Annotated in this window: 18 protein-coding genes; 10 read left to right on the plus strand and 8 right to left on the minus strand. The window is 72.0% G+C overall.

The features are described 5' to 3' along the window. Window positions 1–113: 113 nt before the first annotated feature. Window positions 114–824 (minus strand): endonuclease V, encoded by a 711-nt coding sequence (locus tag ACZ6AA_RS24335; RefSeq protein ID WP_468454931.1) that lies wholly within the window; start codon window positions 822–824, stop codon window positions 114–116. A gap of 128 nt (window positions 825–952) precedes the next feature. Here ACZ6AA_RS24335 and ACZ6AA_RS24340 point away from each other — a divergent pair, with 128 nt between their 5' ends. After that, window positions 953–1,252 (plus strand): YciI family protein, encoded by a 300-nt coding sequence (locus tag ACZ6AA_RS24340; protein WP_468454929.1) that lies wholly within the window; start codon window positions 953–955, stop codon window positions 1,250–1,252. Window positions 1,253–1,327: 75 nt separating this feature from the next. Here the strand turns inward: ACZ6AA_RS24340 and ACZ6AA_RS24345 are convergent, their stop codons facing one another. Then, a complete protein-coding gene (locus tag ACZ6AA_RS24345; RefSeq protein ID WP_468455066.1) occupies window positions 1,328–2,452 on the minus strand; it encodes a WD40/YVTN/BNR-like repeat-containing protein in 1,125 nt (374 codons plus the stop codon). 392 nt (window positions 2,453–2,844) lie between these two features. Here ACZ6AA_RS24345 and ssgD point away from each other — a divergent pair, with 392 nt between their 5' ends. Then, on the plus strand, window positions 2,845–3,261 hold the full coding sequence (gene ssgD, locus ACZ6AA_RS24350) for a spore wall synthesis regulator SsgD (protein WP_468454927.1): 417 nt from the start codon (window positions 2,845–2,847) through the stop codon (window positions 3,259–3,261). A gap of 87 nt (window positions 3,262–3,348) precedes the next feature. On the opposite strand, the gene ACZ6AA_RS24355 is transcribed toward ssgD, so the two are convergent. After that, window positions 3,349–4,182 (minus strand): isocitrate lyase/PEP mutase family protein, encoded by an 834-nt coding sequence (locus ACZ6AA_RS24355; protein ID WP_471459923.1) that lies wholly within the window; start codon window positions 4,180–4,182, stop codon window positions 3,349–3,351. Between the two features lie 536 nt (window positions 4,183–4,718). Between ACZ6AA_RS24355 and ACZ6AA_RS24360 the strand changes: the two genes are divergently transcribed. The 4 genes from ACZ6AA_RS24360 to ACZ6AA_RS24375 all read left to right on the plus strand — a co-directional run bounded on the left by ACZ6AA_RS24360 (window position 4,719) and on the right by ACZ6AA_RS24375 (window position 12,546). After that, window positions 4,719–6,470, plus strand: a complete 1,752-nt coding sequence (locus ACZ6AA_RS24360; RefSeq protein WP_471459925.1) for an ABC-F family ATP-binding cassette domain-containing protein — start codon at window positions 4,719–4,721, stop codon at window positions 6,468–6,470. Between the two features lie 43 nt (window positions 6,471–6,513). Beyond that, the gene (locus ACZ6AA_RS24365) at window positions 6,514–8,850 is read left to right on the plus strand and encodes an ATP-binding cassette domain-containing protein (RefSeq protein WP_468483563.1); all 2,337 of its coding nucleotides are present in this window, start codon (window positions 6,514–6,516) and stop codon (window positions 8,848–8,850) included. A 161-nt stretch (window positions 8,851–9,011) separates the two neighbouring features. Further along, window positions 9,012–9,980: an acyl-ACP desaturase gene (locus ACZ6AA_RS24370; RefSeq protein WP_468454919.1), complete on the plus strand. Its 969-nt coding sequence runs from the start codon at window positions 9,012–9,014 to the stop codon at window positions 9,978–9,980. A gap of 94 nt (window positions 9,981–10,074) precedes the next feature. Next, the gene (locus ACZ6AA_RS24375) at window positions 10,075–12,546 is read left to right on the plus strand and encodes a glucosidase family protein (RefSeq protein WP_471459927.1); all 2,472 of its coding nucleotides are present in this window, start codon (window positions 10,075–10,077) and stop codon (window positions 12,544–12,546) included. Between the two features lie 72 nt (window positions 12,547–12,618). Here the strand turns inward: ACZ6AA_RS24375 and ACZ6AA_RS24380 are convergent, their stop codons facing one another. Together ACZ6AA_RS24380 and ACZ6AA_RS24385 are read right to left on the minus strand one after the other, a co-directional pair. Further along, window positions 12,619–12,867 carry a WhiB family transcriptional regulator gene (locus tag ACZ6AA_RS24380; protein WP_380855964.1) on the minus strand — a complete coding sequence of 83 codons (249 nt, stop codon included), beginning with the start codon at window positions 12,865–12,867 and terminating at the stop codon, window positions 12,619–12,621. A 191-nt stretch (window positions 12,868–13,058) separates the two neighbouring features. After that, entirely contained in the window at window positions 13,059–13,850 is a 792-nt protein-coding gene (locus tag ACZ6AA_RS24385; RefSeq protein ID WP_471459929.1) for a VOC family protein, read from the minus strand. Window positions 13,851–14,195: 345 nt separating this feature from the next. On the opposite strand from ACZ6AA_RS24385, the gene ACZ6AA_RS24390 reads away from it, so the two are divergent. Next, window positions 14,196–15,419 carry a glycoside hydrolase family 64 protein gene (locus ACZ6AA_RS24390; protein WP_471459931.1) on the plus strand — a complete coding sequence of 408 codons (1,224 nt, stop codon included), beginning with the start codon at window positions 14,196–14,198 and terminating at the stop codon, window positions 15,417–15,419. Between the two features lie 137 nt (window positions 15,420–15,556). On the opposite strand, the gene ACZ6AA_RS24395 is transcribed toward ACZ6AA_RS24390, so the two are convergent. Next, window positions 15,557–16,321: an SDR family oxidoreductase gene (locus tag ACZ6AA_RS24395; protein ID WP_471459933.1), complete on the minus strand. Its 765-nt coding sequence runs from the start codon at window positions 16,319–16,321 to the stop codon at window positions 15,557–15,559. 139 nt (window positions 16,322–16,460) lie between these two features. Further along, on the minus strand, window positions 16,461–17,495 hold the full coding sequence (locus tag ACZ6AA_RS24400; protein WP_468455064.1) for a LacI family DNA-binding transcriptional regulator: 1,035 nt from the start codon (window positions 17,493–17,495) through the stop codon (window positions 16,461–16,463). A gap of 302 nt (window positions 17,496–17,797) precedes the next feature. On the opposite strand from ACZ6AA_RS24400, the gene ACZ6AA_RS24405 reads away from it, so the two are divergent. Then, the gene (locus tag ACZ6AA_RS24405) at window positions 17,798–18,361 is read left to right on the plus strand and encodes an RICIN domain-containing protein (RefSeq protein WP_468454909.1); all 564 of its coding nucleotides are present in this window, start codon (window positions 17,798–17,800) and stop codon (window positions 18,359–18,361) included. Window positions 18,362–18,449: 88 nt separating this feature from the next. Here ACZ6AA_RS24405 and ACZ6AA_RS24410 read toward each other — a convergent pair whose 3' ends face one another. Next, window positions 18,450–19,502, minus strand: coding sequence for a multicopper oxidase domain-containing protein (locus tag ACZ6AA_RS24410; RefSeq protein WP_471459937.1), 1,053 nt, complete (start codon window positions 19,500–19,502; stop codon window positions 18,450–18,452). A 268-nt stretch (window positions 19,503–19,770) separates the two neighbouring features. Here ACZ6AA_RS24410 and ACZ6AA_RS24415 point away from each other — a divergent pair, with 268 nt between their 5' ends. Next, a complete protein-coding gene (locus ACZ6AA_RS24415) occupies window positions 19,771–22,314 on the plus strand; it encodes a ThuA domain-containing protein (protein WP_471459939.1) in 2,544 nt (847 codons plus the stop codon). Further along, window positions 22,311–24,548 (plus strand): OmpL47-type beta-barrel domain-containing protein, encoded by a 2,238-nt coding sequence (locus ACZ6AA_RS24420; protein WP_471459941.1) that lies wholly within the window; start codon window positions 22,311–22,313, stop codon window positions 24,546–24,548. The genes ACZ6AA_RS24415 and ACZ6AA_RS24420 overlap by 4 nt, the downstream gene beginning before the upstream one ends. Window positions 24,549–24,561: the final 13 nt, after the last annotated feature.

Below are 24,561 nucleotides of genomic sequence, written 5' to 3' on the forward strand. Positions count from 1 at the left end.
GTGCGGCACGCGCCGGGCGGTCGTTGGCTGCGGCGGGCGGCACGCATTAGGTGCTCGCTAGTTGCGGCGGGCGGCACGCGTCAGGCGCCGTTGGCTGCGGCAGGCGGCACGCGTCAGGCGCCCGTCGCCTCCCGCAGTGCCGCCCTGCACAGCGCGTCCGCCCTGCGGGTGGTCTCGGGGAGGCGGTAGCGCGGGGTGAGGTGGAGGGTGTGGGCGCGGGCGTCGGCGAGGGTCACGCGGTGGCCCACCGAGACGAACACCGGCTTGACGCCGTCGCGGGTGCGCAGTGCGCTGCCGACCTCCTCCGCGCCGTCGAGCAGCGGCGCCGCGCTGCCGCGTGCGGCGCCGGGCGCCTCGTACGCGAAGGTGAACGGGTTCTTGGCGACGCCGATCGTGGGCCGCCCGGTCAGCACGCCCAGGTGGCTCGCGAGCCCGAAGCGGCGCGGGTGCGCGATGCCGTACCCGTCGCACACGACGAGCCCCGGGTCGGCCGTCAGCGCGTCCAGGGCCGCGAGGACCGCCGGGACCTCCCGGAACGCCAACAGGCCCGGCACGTAGGGGAAGGCGACCCGGCCGACCGCCGTCGCCTCCTCGACGACCTCCAGGCTCGCCCCGTCGAGGACCACGACGGCCGCGGCGACCACGTCGCGCTCGTCGTCGTAGGCGACATCCACGCCCGTGACGTGTCCGGTGCCCGGCCGGGGCCCGGGCTCGTCGCGTACGACCCGCTCGCGCAGGGCGTCCTGGACGGCGCGGGCCGCCGCCTCGTCCGTGGGCCAGTCGGCGGGCAGGGGCGGGATCGTGGTGGTGGTCGTCGTGTTCATGGTGGGCCGAGCCTATGGGGTCGGCCCAGGGGCGGAGTCGGGCGGCACCGGGTGGGGGCCGACGGCACCGAGCGGGGGCGGGTGGTCCGGGGCCGGGCCCGCCGCCGGGCCCGGGTAGCCTCACGATCATGTTTGTCATGGAGCTGACCTACACCGCCCCCGTCGAACGCGTCGACGCCCTGCTCGCGGAGCATGTCGCCTGGCTGGACGCCCAGTACGCGGCAGGCGTCTTCATCGCGTCGGGGCGCAAGAACCCGCGCGACGGCGGCGTGATCCTGGCCGTGGGCGAAAGCCGGGAGGAGATCGAGAAGCTGGCGGCGAGCGACCCGTTCACCGTCGGTGGTGTGTGCGCGTACCGCATCACCGAGTTCCTGGCGACGAAGACGGCGCCCGAGCTGGACCGCTACCGGCAGCAGTTGCCGGGCTGAGTCCGGCTCGGCAGCCCGACGGGCACCGGAGCGGGTGGCGTTCAGGACGCGGCCCCTCGTTCCGGTGCCGCCGCCTCACCCCCGTTCGAGCCGCGCCACCCGTCCCTTCTCCCCCGCGGCCCAGCAGCCCAGGTCCCGCGTGCAGTCGACGGTGTCGTACGAACCCGTGTCGACCGTCCGCCAGCTGCGGCCGCCGTCCGTCGTGAGGTCCGTGCCCGTGGGACCGACGGCGAGGGCCGAACGGCGGGTGTGCGGGAGCCAGGTGACGCCCGAGCGGTACGCGGGGACGGGCTTCGCGGCGGGCCGCCAGCTGCGGCCGCCGTCGGTGGTCGTCGCGGAGGCGCGGGGCGACTGCTGGTCGGCGCGGTAGTCGCCGCCGACCGCGATGCCGTGCGCGCGGTCGCGGAAGGCCAGGCCGAAGACGCCGCGCGCCGGGTCGCCGCCCGGGATCGGGGCGTCCGTGACGGTCCACGTCAGGCCCCGGTCGGCGGAGTGCAGGACCCGCGCGCGGGCCGCACCGCCGGTCGCCAGCCACACATCGCGCGGGCCCGAGCTGACCAGGCACTGGCCGCTCGCGGCGAACCCCGACTCGCCCTCCTGCGCCTTCGGCATGCCCCGGTCGGGCAACACCTTCCAGGAGCGGCCGCCGTCGGCGGTCGACAGGATGCGGTACTTGCCGTTCACCGGGTCGCTCATCGCCAGGCCGTGGCGGCGGTCGAAGAACGTCATGCAGTCGTAGAACGCCTTGGGGTCGGTGTTGTGGAAGGACTCCGTCCAGGTGGCTCCGCCGTCGTCGGTGCGCAGCACCCGGGACGCCTCGCCCTCACCGATCGCGAGCACCACGGCGCGGCGCCCGTCGAACGCCTCGACGTCCCGGAATTCGAGGCCCTCGGCGCCGGGCGGCGACACGTTCCGCCAGCTCGCGCCGCCGTCGGTGGTGCGCAGCACGGTGCCCTTCGTCCCGGCGGTCCACGCGGTGCTGCGGCTGACGGCGGCGAGGCCCCGGAAGCGGGCGTCGGTGCCGGTGGCCTTGAGCGACCAGGCGGGCCGGGTCGTGCTGCTCGCGTCGCCGGTCGCGAGGGAGACCGACGCGGCGCTCGGTTCACCCCGGCCGGCCGAGGTCGACGGTTCGCCCTGTGCGGGCGGCACCGCCGCGACCGACGTCAGCGCGAGCGCCGCCGCGCCGAGCCCGGCCCACACGCCACGGCTCGTCCACCGGGACCGCGCCGGGCCCACCTCCTGCCCAGGACATTCCGCATTCCCCGTACGCATCGCCAGCCCCGCCCGTATTTTCCGTACCCCACGCATCGCACGCCCCTCCCGGTCCAGCCGCCCCGTGGCCCTCATGGCGGGCCGAAGCTAGCCCACCCCCGGGGCCTCGTCCAGATGGCGGGTACTGGGCCTTTCGGCGGTCGCCCGGGCGGGGGTGGACGGGAACCAGTCGCGGTACCCGGGTGTCGCGGTGACAGAGGTCACTCGCTCCAGCGGGGTCCTCGCGTGCACGGATCCTCCGTTTCCAACGTCTATTCAAGTGTCCGACCCCGGTCGTGCACACCCAGGTCGTCCAGCCGTCAGAGTTGAGGGAGCAGGCGTTGTCCACTGTCATCGAGCAAGCCGTTGAGGCCCGCCTGGTCGCCGCCGCGCCCCGGATGCCCACCATTCCCGCCACCCTCCACTACGACGGGCGCGACCCCTTCGCCGTCCGCATGAGCTTCCCGGCCCCGGCGACGCTGGAGGGCGTGGAGGTCTACTGGACGTTCGCCCGCGAACTGCTCACGCACGGCGTGGAGAACGCGGTGGGCGACGGCGACGTGCGCGTGCGGCCCTACGGCTACGACCGCACGGTCCTGGAGTTCCACGCCCCCGAGGGCACGGCCATCGTGCACGTCCAGACCGGCGACCTGCGCCGCTTCCTGCAGCGCACGACCGCCCTCGTCCCGGTCGGCCAGGAGCACCTGCACGTCGACCTGGACCAGGATCTGGCCGACCTGATGCGCGACGCGTGCTGAGCCGGGGCCCCGGCCCCGCCCGCCGCGCCGCCACCGCCCGCCGCGCCGTGGCCGCCCCCTGCACGTCCACCGCCCCCGCGGCCCGCCTCAGCGGCTGAACAGCCCGTTGAGCTCCCCGTAGTCGAGCCCGCCCGCCAGCGCCCCGTACGTCCCCTCGGTCAGCAGCTCCCGCGCGGCCCCGCGGACCAGGGCGTGCACCGCCTGCGCGATGCCCGAGCCGACGCTGACGCGCGCGACGCCGAGTCCCGCGAGCTCCGCGACCGTCGGGGCGCCCGGCCCCACCATCACGTTCAGCGGCCCGTCGACGCCCTCGACCAGCGCCTTGACCGTGTCCGGGGCGACCGCGCCGGGCACGAAGACCCCGTCCGCGCCCGCGGCGAGGAACGCGGCGGCCCGCTCCAGGGTCAGCGCGAGCCGGGCGTCCGGACCGTCGCCGACGCCCCGCAGGTAGGTGTCGACGCGCGCGTTCACGAACATCGGCACGCCCGCCGCGTCGGCGGCGCCGCGCGCGGCCGCGATCCGCTCCGCCTGCTCGGCGACGGGCCGCAGCGGCTCGGCCGCCCCGTACAGCGCGTCCTCGATGTTCACGCCCACCGCCCCGGCGGCGAGGACGGCGCGCACCGTGTCCGCGACGCCCGCCGCGTCCTCGGCGTACCCGCTCTCGATGTCGGCGGTCACCGGCACGTCGACCGCGGCCGTGATGGCGGCGACGGGGGCGAGCGCCCGGTCCCGCGTCAGCCGGTCGCCGTCGGCGGCGCCGAGGGCCCAGGCGAGGCCCGCGCTGGTGGTGGCGACGGCGGCGGCGCCCGCCGACTCGACGACGCGGGCGCTCGCGAGGTCCCAGGCGTTGGGCAGGACGAGCGGGGTACCGGGGGTGTGCAGGGCACGGAAGGCGGTCGCGGTGGCGTGCTGGTTCGTCATGGCCGGTACTCAAGCAGGGGCGCGGGGCGGGGTCTGGCGAGAATCCGACATCACCGACGGCCGCCCCGCCGCGCGGCGCCGAGCGAAAACTCCTTTGCGCGGCGGCCGTCCGAACCGGCACGCTGATGGCGGAGGGCACCGGGGCGGGAGCGCCCGCCCCCCCACCCGCAGAAGGCCCCCGAAAACCCCGTTGACAGACCCCCACCGCGCTTCTACGGTGTATAGCGGATCTGTTGCCGTCGATAGGAGAAGGACGTTGCTCGTCTGAGGTCTTGAGACACCGCGTCGCAGCTGTCGACGAACTCCGCGCCTGCCGTGAGTTCTCCGCTGCGCACGATGTGTGCGACCTCGGCGTACGAGCCGTCCGTTCCGGCACCGGGCCTTCTTTTCTTCTCCGGCCCCCCGGCGTGACCGCCCCCGCCGTCCGGCCCCGGCAACCCCGGCGCCCCGACGGCGAGCCGACGCACACACGACCCTCGCGGTGTCCCGCACACGTTGCCCACACCCGCCGCACCACAAGCAACCGCGAGGCCCGTATGTCCTTGTCCCCCACCACCTCCATCACCTGCACCTCCCTCGCCTTCGCCTGGGCCGACGGCACCGGCGTCTTCGACGGCCTCCAGGCCGCGTTCGGCCCCGGCAGGACCGGTCTGATCGGCCGCAACGGCTCGGGCAAGTCGACCCTCCTGAAGCTCGTCGCGGGTGAACTGACGCCCACGGACGGCGCCGTCCGCACCGCGGGCGACGTCGGCTACCTGCCGCAGAACGTCACCCTGGACACCACCCTGCGCGTGGACGAGGTGCTCGGCATCGCCGCCACCCGCGCCGCCCTGCACGCCATCGAGGCGGGCGACGCGAGCGAGCGGCACTTCACCGCCGTCGGCGACGACTGGGACGTCGAGGAGCGCGCCGCGGCGACCCTCGACCAGCTCGGCCTCGGCCACATCGGCTTGGACCGCACCACGGGCGAGGTGTCCGGCGGCGAGTCCGTGCTGCTGCGCCTGGCCGCGCTGCTGCTGCGCAGGCCCGACATCCTGCTGCTCGACGAGCCCACCAACAACCTGGACCTGCACGCCCGTCGGCGCCTGTACGCGGCCGTCGACGCCTGGTCCGGCGTGCTCGTCGTGGTCAGCCACGACCGGGAGCTGCTCGACCGCGTCGACCACATCGCCGACCTGCGCGACGGCGAAGTGTCCTGGTACGGCGGCAACTTCAGCGCGTACGAGGAGGTGCTCGCCGTCGAACAGGAGGCGGCGGAGCGCATGGTGCGCGTCGCCGAGTCCGATCTGAAGAAGCAGAAGCGCGAACTCGTCGACGCCCAGGTCAAATTGGCCCGCCGCAAGCGGTACGGCCAGAAGATGCACGACCAGAAGCGCGAGCCGAAGATCGTCATGGGAGCGCGCAAGCGTGCCGCCCAGGTGTCCGCGGGCAAGCACCGCATCATGCACGAGGAGAAACTCAGCGAGGCCAAGGAGCGCCTGGACGACGCCGTCGAGGCGGTGCGCGACGACGACGAGATCCGCGTCGACCTGCCGTACACAGCGGTCCCGCCGGGCCGCACCGTCCTGACGCTCCTCGATCTGACGCTCCGTTATGGAGCGCGCGTGAAGGGCGGGTTCGATCTGCGCGGACCCGAGCGGATCGCGCTGGTCGGCCGCAACGGCGCGGGCAAGACGACGCTGCTCAGGACGATCAGCGGCGAACTCGACCCGCTCGGCGGGGAGGTGAAGGCGCACGTCCCGCTGCGTTTCCTGCCGCAGCGACTCGACGTACTCGACGAAGAGCTGTCCGTCGCCGAGAACGTCGCCCGGTTCGCGCCGGACGCCACGAACAACCGGGTCCGGGCACGTCTGGCCCGCTTCCTGTTCAAGGGCGCGAAGGCGGACCAGCAGGCCGCGACGCTCTCCGGGGGCGAGCGGTTCAGGGCGGCGCTCGCCGCGCTGCTGCTCGCCGAGCCCGCGCCGCAGCTCCTGATGCTCGACGAGCCGACGAACAACCTCGACATGGCGAGCGTCCGGCAGCTGTCGACCGCCCTGGAGAGCTACGAGGGCGCGCTGATCGTGGCCAGCCACGACCTGCCGTTCCTGGAGTCCATCGGCATCACCCGCTGGCTGCTGCTCGACGGGGAGCTGAAGGAGTTCGCGGACCTCGCGGCGGTCATGGAGTTCACGGAGAACGCCAAGAACGCCGAGAACGACGAGACCGCCGAGAGCCCCGCGGACACGGCGGCGGCAGCGGAGACCGAGGAGGTGGCAGGAGTGGCCGACAGCTCCCGGATCGGCGCGTAAATCAGGACAGAGGCTGTCGGGTATTCCGGCTAGCTTCGCGTGTATGCGAGCAGCCAGTCACTCACCGCACACCTCGTCGGACCACCAGCACATCACCATCAGCAAAGGCCGTGAGAACAATCTGAAGGAGGTGGACCTGCGCATCCCGAAGGGCCGTCTGACGGTCTTCACCGGGGTGTCGGGGTCCGGGAAGTCGTCGGTCGTCTTCGACACGATCGCCGTCGAGTCGCAGCGCCAGCTCAACGAGACGTTCACCTGGTTCATCCGCAACCGGCTGCCGAAGTACGAGCGGCCGCACGCGGACGCCATCGAGGACCTCGCGCCCGCGATCGTCGTCGACCAGAAGCCGATCGGCGGCCACTCCCGCTCCACCGTCGGCACGATGACGGACATCTACTCGGTGATCCGGGTCCTGTTCTCGCGGCACGGCACCCCGAGCGCGGGCCCGGCCACCGCGTACTCGTTCAACGACCCGAGCGGGATGTGCCCCGAGTGCGCCGGGCTCGGCCGCACGGTCCGGCCCGACTACGACCGCCTCCTGGACCCGGCCAAGTCCCTGGCGGACGGCGCGATCCTCTTCCCGCCGTTCGCCGTCGGGACCTGGCAGGGCCAGACGTACACGAACACCACCGACCTCGACACGCACAAGCCGGTCGGTGAATTCACCGCCGCGGAACGGCAGTTCCTGATGCGCGGCGGTGGGCGCGGCAAGAAGGCCGGCAAGGTCAACGTCGACAACACCGGCGGCGCCCGCGACATCGACTACGAAGGTCTCGCCGACCGCTTCGAGCGGCTCTATCTGCACCGCGACCTGTCGGCGCTCTCCCAGAGGACCCGCGACACGGTGCAGCCCTTCCTCGTCGAGGGCCACTGCCCGGCCTGCGACGGCGCGCGCCTGAACCCGGCCGCGCTCGCCACTCGCATCGGCGGCCTGTCCATCGCCGACTGCACGCGCATGGAGGTCACCGACCTGATCGCGGCGCTCGGCGGCATCCACGACCCGGTGGCCGGGCCCATCGCCGGGGCCGCCGTCGCCGCGCTCGAACGGATCGAGGCGATCGGCCTCGGCTATCTGAGTCTGGACCGCGAGACGTCCACGCTCTCCGGCGGCGAGGGCCAGCGCCTGAAGATGGTGCGCCACCTGGGCTCCAGCCTCACCGGCATGACGTACATCTTCGACGAGCCCAGCGTCGGCCTGCACCCGCGGGACGTGGGGCGCCTCGGCGACCTGCTGCTTCGGCTGCGCGACAAGGGCAACACCGTGCTCGTCGTCGAGCACGACCCGGACGTGATCGCCCTCGCCGACCACATCGTCGACATGGGCCCGGCCGCGGGCGGCGACGGCGGCCTCGTCGTCTTCGAGGGGACCCCGGAGGAGCTGCGGGCCGCCGACACCCTCACGGGCCGGTGTCTGCGCCGCACCAGCGGCGTCAAGGAGCACCCGCGCGAGCCGGTCGGAGGCGAGTGGATCAAGGGGGCCGATCTGCACAACCTCAAGGACGTGAGCGTGCGGGTGCCCACCGGGGTGCTCACGGCCGTCACCGGCGTGGCGGGCTCCGGCAAGAGCACGCTGGTGTCCGGGGCCTTCGTCGAGCAGCACCCCGACGCCGTGGCCGTCGACCAGTCGGCCATCGGCATCTCGGGGCGGTCCACCCCGGCGACGTATCTGGGGATCATGGACCGGATCCGGGCGCTCTTCGCGAAGCGGACGGGCACCGAGCCCGGCCTGTTCAGCTTCAACTCCCGGGGCGCGTGCGAGAGTTGCCAGGGCCGTGGGATCATCTACAGCGACCTGGCCTTCATGGACCCGGTCACCACGACGTGCGAGGCCTGCGAGGGGAGGCGCTTCAAGGACGAGGTGCTGCGGCTGACCGTGGGCGGGCGCTCCGTCGTCGACCTCCTGGACATGACCGCCGAGCAGGCGCTCGCCTTCTTCGCGGACTTCCCCGACGCGGCGGTGAGCCGCCGACTGCACGCCCTGCGGGACGTCGGCCTGACCTACCTCACCCTCGGTCAGCCCCTGTCCACGCTCTCCGGCGGCGAGCGCCAGCGCATCAAGCTCGCCACCCAGCTGCACCGGACCGGCACCACGTACGTCCTCGACGAACCGACGACCGGCCTGCACATGGCCGACGTGGACGGACTGCTCGCCATGCTGGACCGGCTCGTCGACGCCGGGAACACCGTGCTCGTCGTCGAGCACAACCTGGACGTCGTCAAGCACGCGGACTGGGTGATCGACCTGGGGCCCGAGGGCGGCAAGCACGGCGGGCGGATCGTCTTCGAGGGGACGCCCGGGGAGCTGCTCGGGGCGCGCGGGTCGCACACGGCGGAGCATCTGCGGCGGTCGGTGGGGGCGCCCGGGAGCGGGGTGCGCTGACGCCGGGCCGGGGGCCGCGGCCGACCCCGATTTGGGGGGCTCTTTACGGAGGGCTTAACCTACGGGAACGTAACCTACGATGCCGTAGGTAAAAACCGCTCGCGGTGCCGTGGCTCCCCCCTCGCACCGCACCCCTCCCCCTCCCGTCCCCAGGAGCCCCCGTGACGATCACCCCTTCCCACCTCGGCAGCACGGACACATGGACCGACGCCCGGCTCCTGTACGCCCTGGAAGAAGTGGTCGAGAAGGAGCTCAACCGGCACCTGGGCGTCGCCAAGGACTGGATGCCGCACGAGTACGTGCCGTTCTCCGACGCCCGGAACTTCCCCGGGTTCTTCGAGGACGGCGAGGCCTGGGAGAAGGGGCAGTCGCCGGTCACGGACATCGGCCGGATCGCCCTCGTCGTGAACCTGCTCACGGAGGACAACCTCCCCAGCTACCACCACGAGATCGCCTCGCTGTTCGGCCGCGACGGCGCCTGGGGCACCTGGGTGCACCGCTGGACCGCCGAGGAGGGGCGCCACGGCATCGTGATGCGTGACTACCTCCTCGCGTCCCGTGCCGTCGACCCCGACCAGCTCGAGCAGTTCCGCATGGCGCACATGAGCGAGGGCTTCGAGTCGGACAACCGGCACTCGATGCTGCACTCCGTGGCGTACGTCGCCTTCCAGGAGCTGGCCACGCGCATCTCCCACCGCAACACCGGACACCAGTCCGGGGACCCGGTCTGCGACCGGATGCTGTCGCGCATCGCCACCGACGAGAACCTGCACATGGTCTTCTACCGGAACCTGCTGCGGGCCGCCTTCGACCTCGCCCCCGACCTCACGATGTGCGCCGTGCGCGATGTCGTCGTCGGCTTCCGCATGCCCGGACACGGCATCCCCGGCTTCGAGCGCGCCGCCGCGCAGATGGCCATCGGCGGTGTCTACAACCTGCGCATCCACCACGACGACGTGCTGCAGCCGGTGCTGCGCTTCCTCAAGGTCATGGAGGTCCCCGGACTCGGCCCCGAGGGCGCCCGCGCCCAGGAGGAGCTGGGCCTCTTCATGGGCGGCCTGGACGCGGAGGCCACGAAGTTCGACGAGCGCCTGGCCGCCCGCCGGGCGCGCATGGCCGCGCGGGGCTGAGCCCGGGTCCATTTACGGCCCCTGCCCGCGGTGCCATGTTGGTCGGAGTTGGGCGGACGGACACAGCCGCCGTCGACCGCAGGGGGTGCACGGAGTGGCACGGACCCACGAGTGGATGTTCTACGAGGTCATGTGGCGCAGCTGGGCGGACCGGGCACGGGTGCCGTACCCCGTGCCGTGGTGGGCGCAGACCGCCTTCCGGCGCTGGAGCGACGACTTCGACGCGGGCACGTACGAGTCGCGTGAGGCCGCCTTCGCCTCGAACGCGCTCTACCGCTACTGGCACATGGTGGGAGTCAAGGACCACCGCCAGGAGTCGCTGATCGGGCAGGCCGGGGAGATCGAGCCGGTGTACGACAAGTACTGCCTGGCGTTCTTCCTGTACGACCCGGCGACGGGCACCGTCAGGATGCCGCAGCTCGCGGAGTGCGGCACGGTCACGCAGCGCATGGAGGCACCGCATGTGCCGGAGGTCGTGACGACGTTCCGCGGGACGGACGGCCTCGGGTTCACGCAGCGGACGTTCGCGGTGCCGGTCGGGGCGCGGCAGCGGGACCTCACCGTGACGCGGCTGAGCGTCACGGGTCCCGGCGGGCCCGCGCGCGAGGGCTGGCTGTGCGCGGCCGTGCTGCCCGCGGGGCCGAGCGGCTTCCAGCGGCACGACCGCCGCGACCCCTCCGGCACCGACCGGAGGCTGACCTTCCTGCGGTATCTGCCCGACGAGGCGCGGGTGGAGACGAACAGCGGCTGGGGTCCGGCGTTCGACACGGCACCCGAGCACTACGGGGTGTACGGCAACCCGGACTTCTCGCTCGACCCGGCCACGTATCTGGCGCGCAGCCCGTTCCACGACCTGGTCGTCGGCGGCAAACTGAACGGCGCGGCGCAGGCGCAGGACCAGGTCGCCGGGTTGTGCAGCGGCGCGTTCGCGTGGCCGTTCCGGATCGCGGGCGACGAGGTGTTCGAGGTCGACGTGCGGCTGCCCGTCGACCTGTACAGCGGCGCGGCCGACCTCGCGGAGCTGCGGGCGACGCCCGCCGACGAACTGGCCGGGGCCAACCGGGCGTTCTGGGCGGCGAAGCTCCTCGGGCAGGGCGTGCAGCCCCGCCTTCCCAGGCCGGTGGGGCACTTGGCGGACCTGTTCCGGCAGGCGCGCTCGCAGCTGCTCGTCCTCTCCGACCACGGGGAGATCCACCCGGGCCCCACGGTGTACGACTCGTTCTGGATCCGCGACTCCTCGGTGGAGGCGACGGCGTGCTCCCTGGTGGGGGACGCGGCGCTCGCGGAGCACCAGTTGGGCACGCACTATCCGGGGCGGTTCAACCGCGGCACGGGCCGGATCGGGCCGTGCGCGGAGTACGGCTTCTACGGCGGGCCGCACGAGCGCGACGACCACGAGTGGGACAGCAACGGCCAGGCGCTGTGGGCGATCGGCCGCTACGACCGCACGGCGGGCCCCGCCGCCGCGTTCGGCGCGAAGCTGTACACGCCGTACGTCATCGACGGCGCCCGCTGGCTGCGCGACAACCGGGACGGGAACGGCCTGCTGCACAGCGGCTGGAGCGCCGAGCACCTGGGCGAGCGCGACAAGCCGCACTACTGGGACGACCTGTGGGGCCTCGCGGGCCTGTACGAGTCGGCGCGACTCGCCGAGCGTCTGGGCACCCCGGACGTGCGGGAGCTCTGGGCCGCCTTCGACGACTTGAAGCAGGCCACGGCGGCGTCGATCCGCTGGGTCCTGGACGAGCAGCGGCGGCGTGGCGAGTGGGAGACGTACATCCCGACCGGGCCCGGTGACGTCGGACGGCGCGACTCGACGATGATCGGCGCGGCGGCGTACTTCCATCCGCTGCGCCTGCACATGGGCAACAAGCTCGGTGACGACGTCGACCGGGCGGCGCGCTGGACCCTCGACACCATGTACGGGCGGTTCGTGACGGGCGGCTTCCGGCACGAGGCGGCCTGGAACGCCTACGGGCCGTATCTGACCACGCAGTTGGCGCACGCGTATCTGCTCGCCGGGGACCCCGCGCGGATGGACGCGCTGCTCGGCTGGGCCGTGGCCGCCTCCATGGCGCGCGTCGACGACCGGGCGGTGGCGCTCGGCGCGTGGAACGAGCAGCACGCGTTCCCCGTGGCGTCGGGCTTCACCGAAGTCCCGTACCGGCACTGGTACATGGGGGACATCCCGCACGGCTGGGCCGCCGCGGAGTATCTGCTGCTGCTCCGCGACATCCTGTTCTTCGAGGCCGACGAGGACCGCGATCCGCATGTGTACATCGCCCCGGGCGTGCGTCCGCACTGGGTGCCGGACGGCGAGACGGTGACCGTCGAGGACGCGCCGACGCTGTTCGGCGCGCCCTTCGGCTACCGGCTCACGCACGACGCGGGCGCGCGCACGGTGACCGTGGACATCACCGGGGCCCCGGAGCGGGTCCGGTACGTCTACCCGTGCCGCTTCGGCAGCGTGCGGTCGGCATCGGCGGACGGCCGCGAGGTGCCGGTGAGCGGCGCCGACGTCCACGTCCCGGAGGGCACGCGACGGATCGAGGTGAGCTACGCGTAACCCCGGTGCGCGCCGTGCCCGGCCCGGTTCCCCCCGTGCGGACCGGGCCGGGCACGGCCGCTCGCCGCGGTCTCAGGCCTGGTCGCGGCGGAGGCTCTGCCGTTCCTTCTCGGAGAGCCCGCCCCAGACCCCGAACCGCTCGTCGTTGTCGAGTGCGTACGTGAGGCACGTCTCGCGCATGTCGCACAGGAGGCAGATGCGCTTGGCCTCGCGCACCGAGCTGCCCGGCTCGGGGAAGAAGAAGTCGGGCCCGGTCTGCGCACACAGCGCCTGCTCCTGCCAGGCCAGTTCGGGCTCGGTCAAAGTGGTGTCATAGTGCATGTGGTGATCGTGCTTGACGCCGCGAAACAAGCGATCAACGTTCGCTCAACGCGGCGCGCCGCACGCCCCGGGACCGGCTCTCACCGGCACCGCGACCAGCGCCCCAGGGCACGCCCCGGCACCGCTCCCCCGGCGCTTCTCGACCCTGCGGCGACTCCGACCTCATCAGCCCTGCGGCTGCTCCGACCGCCTCAGCCCTGCGACGGCTCCGGCTGCATCAGCGCGAACCGCGCGCCGTGCGGATCGGCGAGCTTCGCGAACGCGCCCACCCCCGCGAGGTCCATCCGCTCGGCCCGGACCGTGCCGCCGTTCGTGCGCGCCTTCTCCACGACCGCGTCGATGTCGGCCACCTGGAAGTACGGCATCCAGTAGACCCCGGCCTCCTGCTCGACCGGGTCCTGGTCCAGCGGCCACAGGCCGCCGAACATGTCGTCCGGGGTGCCGTCGGCGGGATACACCATGGTGTACGACCCGCCCTCGAAGGGCTGCGCGATGGTCTTCCAGCCGAACACGATGTCGTAGAACGCGGCGCCCGCCTCGATGTCCGGGGTGTACAGCTCCGTCCAGATCAGTCCGCCCGGCTCGTTCACCAGCTCCAGGCCCTTGTTCCGCCCCGGCTGCCAGACGGAGAAGGCGACGCCGCCCGAGTCGGCGAAGCCCGCCATGCGGCCGAGGTCGAGGACGTCCGTCGGCTCCCAGAGGGTGCGGCCGCCGGCCCGCTCGACCTGCTTGGCGGTGGCGTCCGCGTCGGGCGTGCAGAAGTACAGCGACCAGGAGGGGGCGCCGATGTCGGGCGTGACCGTCATGCCGCCTGCCGTCGTCCTGCCGCCGAGCTGGAACGTGCCGTACCCGCCGACGTCCTCGCCGCCCTTCTCGAAGTCCCAGTCGAAGACCGCGCGGTAGAAGGCGGCCGCGCCGTCGATGTCCGGCGTCCCCAGATCGACCCAGATCGGGGCACCGGTGAGCGTGAGATCACTGAGCATGATCGACTCCTTTGTCGCGCCTGTCGTCTCACAGGACCGTCCCCGTCGCCCGCGGGACCGTCGCTTCCGAGTCTTCCACCGGGCACTGACAATCCGCGCGCGCTGACCGGGCCCGGGCACCCACCGTCACCGCCCGTCGCACCACCCGGTCGTCTTTCCGTCACCCTCCGCACCCACCCGTCATCACCTTGTGAACGCGGACAAGATTCTGAGAGCGCTCTCAGCCACAGCTCTTGACGCCACGTTTTCACCGCGGCAACAGTGGGGGCACGTCGACGCACCACCCCGCGCCCGGGCCGTACTCCTGCTCAACTCCCCCCACATTCCAGCCAGGAGAGAATTTCCGTGATCTCGCGCAGAGTGTTCCTGACGTCGTCCGCGGCCGCCGCGGGCGCCCTCACCTACCCCGCCTGGGGCCCCGCGCTCAGCCCGCGCGCCGACGCCGCACCCGCGACCTGCGAACTCGCCCTGCGGAACAAGTCGCTGCCGGGCCAGGTCCGCGCGTACGTCACCGGGCACGAGCCGGGCACCGACCGCTGGCTGCTGCTCAAGCCGGACGGCGGGGTCTACCGCCCGGAGTCGCCGTCGGCCCCGCAGACACCGCTGCCGGTGGACTGCGCCATCCCTCTCGGCGCGGCGGGCTCGGCACCCAAGGTGCTGACGCTTCCTCAGATGTACGGCGCCCGCGTCTACTTCGTCCGCGACGACAAGCTGGACTTCTTCCTCAACCCGGGCCCGAGCCTCGTCGAGCCCGCCTTCGCCACGAAGGAGGACCCGAACTACGGCCGCACGTGGTCGTTCTGCGAGTTCACCTTCAACAGCACCCAGCTGTACGCGAACATCAGCTACGTCGACCTGGTGACCGCGCTGCCCATCGGCCTGACCCTGGCGGGCGACGCCACGCACACCGTCGCGCCGCTGCCCGACGGCGCCGTCGACAAGATCGCCGCCGATCTGGTGGCGCAGGCGGGCCGGGACGGGCAGCCCTGGGACAAGCTGGTGATCCGCGGCGACGGCGGCGTACTGCGGGTGATCTCCCCGCAGAACCTCATGGCCCCGTACTTCGACCGCCCCGACCAGATGCCGTTCCGTGACCTCTTCAAGGGCTACGTCGACCAGGTGTGGGACAAGTACCGCGCCACCGACCTGCGGATCGACCTCCAGGGCGGCCGGGGCGTGCGCGTCGGCCGGGTCTCCGGGGACACGCTCACCTTCGAGGGCGGCCACACCTTCGCCAAGCCCTCGTCGAAGGACATCTTCACCTGCAACCACGGCCCGTTCGCCAACAACCCGAACGACTCCGACGACAAGAAGGGCCTCCTGGCCCGCCTCGCCGCCGGCTTCAACCGCAGCATCATGCTGACCCACCCTTCGCAGCCAGACGGCACGACGTCCGGCGACTACTACCGCGGCGACGTCACCAACCACTGGGCCCGCGTGGTCCACGCCAACTCGCCCATCGGGTACGCCTTCCCGTACGACGACGTCCGTCCGGACGGCCAGCCGGACGTGTCGGGGGCGGCGCACGACGGGAACCCTCGGAGGTTCACGGTGTCGGTCGGGGCGTAGCGGCTCCGCCGCGCGTTCCAGGGGGCGGGCAGCTCCTTCCGGTGCCCGCCCCCGTCCGGCCCTTCATCCTGTCCGGCCCGTCGACCCCACCCGGCCCTTCCACCCATCCGGCCCGAGCCCCCACCGCGGCCCCCGCGTCAGGCCTCCACTCGCTCGACCAGGAAGTCCTCCCACGTCCTGCGGCCCACGGCGGCGCCGTCCAGCGTCAGGTTCTCCCCCGCGCGGTACGCCCGCCCGACCTTCCCGGGCATCCGTACCGGCATCAGGAGGCGGTGCTTGCCGCGGGCCTCCAGGTAGCCGCGGCTCAGCTCGCCCATGCCGTACACCTTCGGTCCCGCCAGGTCGGGCACCAGGCCCGCGGGCTCGCCGAGGGTCAGCTCCGCGATCCGGGCCGCGACCTCGCGCGCGTCGACCGGCTGGAAGCGCAGGCCACCGGGGACGGGGATCACCGGGAGCTTCGCCATCTTGGACACGATGGTCAGGACCAGGTCGTGAAACTGGGCGGCCCGCAGCGTCGTCCACGGCACGCCCGAATCGGCCACGGCGCGCTCGGCGCCCAGCTTGGCGCGGAACCAGCCGATCGGCATGTGGTCGGCGCCGATGACCGAGATGTGCACGAGGTGGCGCACCCCGGCGTCGGCGACGGCGCGGGCCAGGTTGCGGGCCGCCTCCTCGTCGCCCTTCGGGCCGCCCGCGAGGTGCAGCACGACCTCGGCCCCGGCCACGGCCTGCTCGATGCCCTCGCCCTTGACCAGGTCCCCGGTGACGTACTCGACGCCGTCCCGCGCGGGCCGGGCGTTCCGGGTCAGCACGCGCACGTCACGACCCGCCTCGCGCAGCAACGGCACCACCAGCTGGCCGAGCGTGCCCGTACCCCCGGTGACCAGGATCGTTCCCGCCATGACCGCTCCCCACTCGTCGCACCCGGAAGCCTCCGCTCCCGGCGGCCCCGCGCGTTCCGCGGGGCTCACTGCTATGACTCGTGGGGCACGGGAAGTGTGACCGGTTGCGGAAAAGGATCTCCCCGGCGTACGAGTACCGCTACGCGGACTCCCGGCGTACGAGTTCCGTCGGCAGCACCACGCGCGCGGCCTCCCCCGGGGCGTCCGAGGTCCCGGCCCGCGGCTGCCCCTGCTCATGGCTCGGGGTCTGCCCCTGCGCCTGGTCGCGCAGCAGCATCGCCGCCATCAGGCGACCCATCTCCTCGATGTCCTGGCGCACCGTCGTCAGCGGCGGATCCGCCTGCTCGGCCAGCGGCAGCATGTCGTCGAAGCCGACGACGGCCACGTCCTCGGGCACCCGCCGCGCGGACTCGCGCAGGACGCGCAGCGCCCCGGCCGCCGACAGGTCGTTGGCGGCGAAGACCGCGTCCACGTCGGGGCAGCGGTCGAGGAGGGTACGCATCGCGCGTTCGCCGCCCGCCGGGGTGAAGTCGCCTTCGGCGACCAGTCGTGGGTCACCGTCCGGTACGACGTCGCGGTAGCCGTCGAGGCGGTCGACGGCGGAGGTCTGGTCGAGGGGGCCGGTGATGTGCGCGACGCGGGTGCGGCCGAGGGCGGTGAGGTGGCGTACGGCCTGGCGGGCGCCGCCGCGGTTGTCGCAGTCGACGTAACGGACGCTGCCCGCTCCGCCCGTCCATCCCGGCCGTCCGCCGAACACCGTGGGCAGACCGGCGCCGTGGATGATGCCGGGCAGCGGGTCGTCCAGGTGCAGCGAGAAGACGAGGGCGCCGTCGACGTGGCCGCCCGCGAGATAGCGCCCGACCCGCTCGTGGTCGTCCCTGCCCTCCGTCAGGAGCAGCACCAGCTGGACATCACGCGCCGTCAGTTCCTTGCTGATTCCCCGTAGTTGGCGGGCGAAGAACGGGTCGGCGAACACCCTCGTCTCGGGCTCGGCGATGACCACGGCGACGGCGTCGTGGCGCCGGGTGACGAGGCTGCGGGCGGCGCGGTTGGGGACGTAGCCGAGTTCCCGCACCGCGTGCCGGACCTTCGCCGCGAGCGCTTCCCGCACCCCGGCGTCGCCGTTCACCACGCGTGACACCGTCGCCCGCGACACCCCGGCCCGCGCGGCCACGGCCTCCAGCGTGGGGCGCGCTGCTGCCTGGGGCACCTCGGAACTCCTCGTCGACGGTTGCCGCTCAGGATATCCCCGCACCCACCGCCCTCCATCGAACATTCACGCCGCTCGCCAGTGCCCGTTCGAAGCCCGGGGCGGGCCGGTTCACCCTTCTCGGCCGACCGTGACCTCATGCGGGCCATCCCGGCTCCGTGCATGGCGGATCGCTCGCCGCGTGCGTCAGCATCGGGGCCACGGAACGTGATCCAGCGCGGCGCCCGGCCCCTCGGCCCCGCGCCGCCACGGCGCAGGGAGTACGCATGACGTCCGCACGCCACAAGAGGTCCGCACGCAGGCTCGCCGCCCTGACGGGAGCCCTGGTCACAGCCCTGGCCGGGACCGTCGTCGCGGGCACGGTCCCCGTGCGCGCCGACGCCCCCGCCGACCCCGCGCCGCGCGCCGACGACCCCTGGTCGCAGTGGCGCAACGTGGGCAACGGCCTGTGCATGACCACGGCCGCCGACCCGGCGAACGGCTTCCAGGGCACCGCCACGTTCGCCGTCTGCGACGCGGGCGACCCGCGCCAGCAGTGGACCTTCGAGCTGCGGGACCACAACGGCTTCCGGATCGTCTCCCGCGACAACGGCAAGTGCCTGACGGACATCGGCGGTTGGGGCCTCGCCTGGATGGGACCGTGCGACGAGAACGACCTCAACCAGGCCTGGCGGCTCTCCCTCAACGGGGCGGGCGAGGCCAACTGGCTGTCGTGGGACGACGAGAAGCGGCTGAGCACGCCGTACACCGCGAACACGTCCTACGTGACGGCCCGCCGCGACCTCGACCCCGCCGACCTGCGGTACCGGTGGCGGTTCGTGCGGCCGTAGCCGCCACGGCGGCAGGAACTGGAGTGAAAACGGTGTCCTCCGAAGAGGATCCGCCACGCACGGCACAGGGACGCTCGCGGCACCGGCGTCAGTGGTGCGAGTGATCTGCGCTTGCCCCGCCGGACTCGGCCGCACCCGACTCGGCACCGCCCGACTTCTTCCCCGCCCCCGCGTGCGGATGATGCGGCTCGTAGTCCGGGATCGTGCCGTCCGGCTTCTTGACCAGGAACAGTCCCACCATCCCCATGTCGGAGTGGCTCTGCACATGGCAGTGGTACATCCACGCCCCCGCGCCCACCCCCTCGCCCGCGATCACCTGGAAGCCGAAGGAGTCGCCGGGGCCCGTGATCTTGTCGTCGAGGATCTGGCTCGGGTCGTCGGGGCCGGTGAGCAGGCCGGTGCGGTTGTCGGCCCAGCGGTGACCGTGGATGTGGAACGTGTGGTAGTACTCGCCGTGGGTGATCGACACGAACTCGACCCGATCACCCACCGTGGCCTCGAAGTTGGGCCCCGAGTGCGCGGGCTTGTTGTTGATCATCATGTCGTTGAAGACGACGACGCAGGTCTGGTCGGGCAGGATGTCGCCTTTGCGGCGCACGATCACCGCGCCGTAGAGGCCCTTGCGGACGCCCACCGTGCCGTGCTCGGTGCCGACCACATGGTCGTGGTAGTGCCAGTATCCGGCGGTGCCGGGGCGCCAGGTGCCGTCCTTGCGGCGGCCCGGCGCGTGGGTGCGCCAGGTGTAGGTGCGCTTGCCGCCGGGCGCCACCTGGGACTTGGTGTGCTTCGTGCCGTCGCTGGAGATCTCGTAGTCCATGCCGTGGACGTGCAGGCTGACGTCGACGTCCGTGGTGTTCTCGAACTCGACGTGCAGGGTGTCGCCCTCGTTGAGTTCGAGCAGCGGCCCGGGGACGGAGGCCTTGCCCTTCTCCAGGCCGTAGCCCATCTGCCCGTCCGGGAGCTTCTCCGCGTACATCTTGATGCGGCGCACCTCGCCGCCCGCGGGGGCCGTCTTCGGCGGATCGACGGCGCGCGGGGCGTCGGCCGCGGAGTCCGCGGCCATCACCGACAACGATGTCACCCCCACGGTGGCCGCCGCTCCCCCGGCCAGCATCCGGCGGTTGAAGCTCCGTCTGTCCATGGCGAACTCCCCACTCATATACGGAAACTGACGCTACGTACGGACGCGGTCGGGGCACCCGGGGCACCGGATTCCGGCCACACGCTAGCGGCAGCGCTCCGGTTTATCCACACGCAGGACAAAGGTCGCACGAAGTGATGTCGTAGCTCTTGGCTAGCCGTCAAAAGAGGGCTAGCTTCGTCGGCGCCAGCCCTCCAAGGGGGGCTAGCTTCTCCGGTGCTCTTGATGTATTCGCCGTAGCCGTGACCGACGATGGGTGGGTGTACTCATGCGGCTGAAACCGCATCAAACGCCCCCAACCGTACGAGGGTTGGGCAGAATCAGACTCAGATCCAGGCGCCGCGCCTGGGCGGCGGCCCTGGCCGCCGGGGCCGTAGCCGCCGGCCTCCTCACGGGCCCCGCAGCGACCGCGCGGCCCTTTCCGGAACCGCCCCCCGACGCGGAGGCGATGAAGACAACGATGTCACGCGCGCTGCCCGCTCCCCCGGGCGGCGCGAACGTGCGTGTGCTCGCCTTCTACGGCTCGGCCGCCGGTGGCGACGAGTCGCCGGTCGTCGACGCGGCCATCGCCGCCATCGAGAAGATCGGCCAGTCGGGCCCCGCCGAGCAGCGGTTCACAGTGACGGCCACCGACGACCCGGCCGTGTTCACCAACGCCAGGAAGCTCGGCAAGTTCAACGCGGTGACGTTCGTGACCGGCGGTGGCGACGTCCTCGACGCCGAGCAGGAGGCGGGCCTGGAGGCCTACATGGAGGCCGGCGGCGGCTTCCTCGGCCTGCACGACGCGGCCCGCGCCGAGCCGTACTCGTCCTGGTTCACCGGCCTCGTCGGCGCCCGTCCCAAGGACGCGAGCCCCGCCGCCGTCCAGCGCGCCACCGTCGAGGTCGGCGACCGCGAGAACCCCGCCACCAAGGACCTTCCGCTGGAGTGGAAGCGCCCCGACAAGTGGCTGAACTGGGAGGCGAATCCGTCGGGCAACGTGCACACCGTGGCCCGGGTGCGTGAGGCCACGTACAAGCCGGGTGAGGGCGCGAACGGCGCGGACCACCCGGTGTCCTGGTGCCGTGACTACGACGGCGGCCGGTCCTTCTACACCGGCATGGGCGGCACGGCCGACGCCTACGACGAGGCGGACTTCCGCGGCCATCTGCGCGGCGCCCTGCTGTGGACGACCCGCATCGCCCGCGCCGACTGCAAGGCGACCATCAACGCGAACTACAAGGCCGAGCGCCTCACCCAGCCCAACAAGCCGGGCCAGAACGACCAGATCGGCGAGCCGCACGGCCTGGTCACGGCCCCCGACGGCCGGGTGTTCTACATCGGCCGCGGCGGCGCCGACTCCTCGCAGCCCGTGATCACCGACTGGAACAACCCCGACATCGGCAAGGGCAAGGGCGAGATCCACGTCTACGACCCGAAGACCAAGAAGTCGACCCTGGCCGGGGCGCTGTCCGTCTTCGGCAACAAGGGCGGCGGCGGTGAGCTGATCAAGGTCGAGGAGGGCCTGCTCGGCATCGAGCTTGACCCGGGGTTCGCGCGGAACGGCTGGGTGTATCTGCACTACACGCCGCACTCGCAGCTCAACCGCGACACGCACATGGCCGAGCGGTACGTCTCCCGCTTCACCCTCGACCAGGCCACCAACAAGCTGGACCTCGGCAGCGAGAAGGTGCTGCTCAAGTGGCCCGTACAGGTCCACAGTTGCTGCCACTCCGGCGGCGGGATGTCCTGGGACTCCAAGGGCAACCTGTACATCGCGACCGGTGACAACAACTCCTCCGGCTTCAGCGACGGCTACTCGGGCAACAACCCGCAGCCCAACTTCAAGGGCGTCTCCTTCGCCGACGCCCGCCGCACCGCGGGCAACACCAACAACCTCAATGGCAAGATCCTGCGCATCCACCCCGAGCCCGACGGCACGTACACGCTGCCCGACGGCAACCTCTTCACCGGCAAGGAGCCGGACGAGGGCGGCGGCAAGACGCGCGGCGAGATCTATGTGATGGGTGTGCGCAACCCGGCGCGCATCTTCGTCGACAAGAAGACCGACACGCTGTACGCGGGCTGGGTCGGCCCCGACGCCGGTCAGCCGTCGACGACCTGGGGCCCGGCGAAGTACGACACGTTCGCGGCCATCACGCACGCCTCCAACCGCGGCTGGCCGTACTGCATGGGCAACAACCAGCCCTACCGCGACCGCAATCTGCCGGACCCGAGCAAGCCGCTCGGCTGGTACGACTGCAAGAACCTGCGCAACGAGTCGCCCAACAACGACGGCCTGGTGAAGATCCCGCCGGCCGAGCCCAACACCATCTGGTACTCGCCGCAGGGCGGGGGCATCGACTACCCGCGCGACGCCAACGGCGTGCCGAGCTACAAGCCGGAGGAGCAGAAGCAGCTCCTGCCGTGGCTCAAGGGCGGCGGCCAGGCCACGATGAACGGCCCGGTCTACCGCTACGACGCGCAGAGCACGAGCGCGGACAAGTGGCCGTCGTACTGGGACGGCAAGTGGTTCGTCGGGGACTTCTACGACGGCGACCAGCCGCGGCACGCGGTGCTCACCGACCCCAAGACGGTCGGCAAGGGCGGCCTGCCGGTGCACGCCGAATCGCTGAAGAAGATCATTCCGGTGGGCAACGACAACATCAAGAACCTGATGGACTGGAAGTTCGCGCCGGACGGCTCGCTGTACGTCCTTGACTATGGGCGCGGCTTCTTCACCTCCGACGCCAAGTCGGCGCTGTGGCGGGTCACTTACAGGGGCGGCGCGGCCACTCCGGCCGCGGCGGACCTGGCGAGGAAGGCGGGATGATGAGATCCGCTCACCGCGGCGGCGTCCGGAGGGCGCCGCATCGCGGCAGGGTCTTCACGGCCCTGCTCGCCGCACTCCTCATGGCGGTCGGCCTGACGTCGGCGGCCAGCGCGCGCCCCGACGACACCGGGCCGGCCGCACAGGAGCAGACGCTCACCTGGACGGCCGACAACGACATCTCCAAGTACAAGTCCGCGCCGGCCACGGCGGTCGCGGGCAAGACGACGATCGTCTTCGAGAACAGCGTGGCCACCGGCAACACCACCGGCATGCCACACACGTTGACGTTCGACGTCTCCGACCCGGAGTACAACAACGACGTCCCGCTGAACATCCTCGCCAACCCGGGCGACGACAAGGGCGGCAAGCACACGGCCGAGGTCACCCTCAAGCCGGGCCGTTACCGCTATTACTGCACCATCCCCGGCCACGGCGCGATGCAGGGCATCCTGGTCGTGACCGAGGGCGGCGGCGAGGACACCACGGCGCCGGAGACGAAGGCGAAGGTGGACGGGGCGACCAACTCCGACGGCGCGTACGTCGGTTCGGCGACGGTCACGGTGACGGCGACCGACGAGAGCGGCGGCTCGGGTGTCGAGAAGGTCGAGTACGCGGTCGGGGCCGACGGCGCCTGGCAGCCGTACACCGCGCCGGTCGTCGTGAACACCGTCGGCACGCACAAGATCCGCTATCGGGCGTCCGACAAGGCGGGCAACGTGGCGGCGGAGAAGGCCGTCGACTTCAAGGTCGTCGCGCCGCCGACCGACGACAAGACACCGCCGGAGACCTCGGCGACGGTCAGCGGTCAGCAGAACGGCCAGGGCCAGTACCTCGGCATGGCGACGGTGACGGTGACGGCGTCCGACGCGGGCTCGGGCCTCAACAAGGTCGAGTACGCGATCGGCGACGGCGCCTGGCAGCCGTACACGACGCCGGTGATGGTGCACGAGGTGGGCAGCCACAAGGTCCGCTACCGCGCCTCCGACAAGGCGGGCAATGTCGCCCCGGAGAAGTCGGTGGAGTTCACGGTGGTCGCGCCGCCGACCGAGGACAAGACGCCGCCGGAGACGTCGGCGAAGGTCGAGGGCGACAAGAACTCCGACGGCGCCTACATCGGAAAGGCCAAGGTGACGGTCACCGCGACCGACTCCGGCTCGGGCGTGGACAAGGTCGAGTACTCCCTGGACGGCGGCCCGTACGTGGCGTACGCGGCACCCGTGGTCGTCGACCGCGTCGGGCGGCACACCGTGGCGTACCGGGCGAGCGACAAGGCGGGCAACACCGCGCCCGCGAAGTCGGTGGCGTTCACGGTCGACGAGGGCGGCGGGGTCCCCGGGCCCAACTGCCCCGAGTACGACGAGCGGTTGACGGTCTTCGTCGGGACGGTCGACACGGGCATCCCGAACCGGGTGACCAACAACCGCTGCCGGATCGGGGAGTTGATCGAGGACGAGAAGGACTGGTCGTCGCACGCGCTGTTCCTCAAGCACGTCAAGACCGTCACGGACCGCCTCAAGAAGACCGCCGAGATCGACCAGCGCGAGTACAACAAGATCAACAAGGCGGCGAAGCAGTCGGGCATCGGCAAGCCCGGCCAGACCGAGGGCTACCGTCACCTCTTCGACGGCACCCAGAAGTCCTTCGCCAAGTGGAGCCAGGTGGGCGGCGGTTCGTTCGGCCTGAACGCCGACGGGTCGATGACCTCGGGCACCACGAAGAACGGCCTCGGCATGCTGTGGTTCCCCGAGCGCAAGTACGGGGACTTCTCGCTGAAGCTCCAGTGGCGCGACGACGCCCCGGCCGCCGGGAACGCCAACTCCGGTGTGTTCGTGCGCTTCCCGCAGGTCCACGACCACCCGGAGGAGTCACGTCCGGAGTGGGTCGCCATCAAGTACGGGCACGAGGTGCAGGTCCTCGACCGTCCCGACGGCGACATGTACAAGACCGGTTCGGTGTACGGCTTCGACCGCGTCGGCCTCGCGGGCGCGGGTGTGACGCCCAAGGGCACCTGGAACGACTACGAGATCCGCGTGGTCGACCAGCACTACTCGATCTACCGCAACGGTGTCCTGCTGAACGAGTTCGACAACACCGGCGGCCAGCTCTTCGAGCCGCCGCGCGGCGACGACCCCGGCACGGACGGCCGCCGCTTCGCGTCCGGGTACATCGGGCTCCAGGTCCACGGCGTCACGGACGTGGTGTCGTACCGGGACATCCGGATCAAGGAGTTGTAGCAAGAGCCCCTGA

The sequence above is a fragment of the Streptomyces sp. NPDC040610 genome (assembly GCF_055594065.1).